Raw genomic sequence first — 1,544 nt, forward strand, 5'->3', positions numbered from 1 at the left:
ACCGCCCGCGTCCGCTTCCTCCTCGCCTGGCACTTCGACCGCGTCGACCGGCAGCTCTTCGGCTACCTCACCGGCGCCGACTCGCTGCGCCGCCACTACGGCAGCCGCTTCGCCGATGCCCGTGCCGCCGCCGCCCACACCGCCGCGCGCGGCAGTGAGCTCGGCGCAGCCACCCGGGAGTTCGTCCGCACCTGGTACGAGGACTCGACCCTCCCGCACTGGTTCCTCGAACGCACCCTCGCCCCCGCCTCCACCCTCGCCACCTCCACCGCCCACCGCTTCCAGGACGGCCGCTTCTACGCCTGGGAGGGCCTGTACTGCTGCGACGGCACCTGCACCCACGTCTGGAACTACGCCCAGTCCGCCGCCCGGCTCTTCCCCGCCCTGGAGCGCGACACCCGCGAGCGCGTCGACTTCGGCCTCGCCTTCCACGAGGACACCGGCGCCGTCGACTACCGCGGCGAGGCCGCCCGGCACGTCGCCCACGACGGCCAGTGCGGCAACGTGCTGCGCACGTACCGCGAGCACCTCATGGCCCCCGACGCCGCGTTCCTCACCCGCGTCTGGCCGCGCGTGAAGAAGGCCACCGAGTACCTGGTGCGCGCCGACGCGCTCGACGGCCGCCGGGCCGACGGCGTACTCGAAGGCGAGCAGTACAACACCCTCGACGCCTCCTGGTACGGCGAGATCCCCTGGATCTCCGGCCTGTACGTCGCCGCCCTGCACGCCGCCGCGGCCATGGCCGACGAGATGGCCGACGCCGCCTTCGCCGCCGAGTGCCGCGAGTTGGCCGCGCGCGGCACGAAGGAGTTGGACGCGCGGATGTGGAACGAGCGCTACGGCTACTTCGAGCACCTCGTCGAGCCCGCCCACGCCGACGCCATCAACTCCAACCGCGGCTGCCACATCGACCAGATGTACGGCCAGACGTACGCCTTCCAGCTCGGCCTGCCGCGCGTCTTCCCCGAGGACAAGGCGCGTACCGCCCTCGCGAGCCTCTACCGGCACAACTTCCTGCCCGACGCGCAGTCCTACAAGGAGGTCTCCGGCATCCCCGGCGGGCGGATCTACTCCACGGAGGGCGAGGCGGGCACCGTCATGTGCACCTGGCCGTTCGGCGGCAGCGACACCGCGCCGGGCAGCGGCGAGCCGTTCGCCATCGGGTACTTCAACGAGGTGTGGACGGGGCAGGAGTACCAGTTCGCGGCCCACCTCATGCACGAGGGGATGGCCGACGAGGCGCTGGCCGTCACGCGGGCCGTGCACGACCGGCACAGCGCGGCGAAGCGGAACCCGTACAACGAGATCGAGTGCTCCGACCACTACGCGCGCGCCATGATGAGCCACGCCGTCTACCTCGCCGCCACCGGCTTCGACTACCACGGGCCGCGCGGCCGGCTCGGCTTCGCGCCGCGGATCGGGAACGGGCGGGACTTCGCCGCGGCGTTCGTCACCGCCGAGGGCTGGGGGCTGTACCGCCAGCGCCGCCGGGGCCGCACGCTGACCGCCCGCGCGGAGCTGCGCTACGGGACGCTGCGGGTCAC

Annotated in this window: 1 protein-coding gene; it reads left to right on the forward strand. The window is 72.9% G+C overall.

Annotated features, from left to right (window positions below; translation table 11 throughout):
• A partial coding sequence (locus tag H5J30_RS32435; RefSeq protein ID WP_220189571.1) for a GH116 family glycosyl hydrolase occupies positions 1-1,544 on the forward strand: 1,544 nt, incomplete at both ends.

This window comes from Streptomyces phytophilus (assembly GCF_013870535.1).
GTDB lineage: Bacteria > Actinomycetota > Actinomycetes > Streptomycetales > Streptomycetaceae > Streptomyces > Streptomyces phytophilus.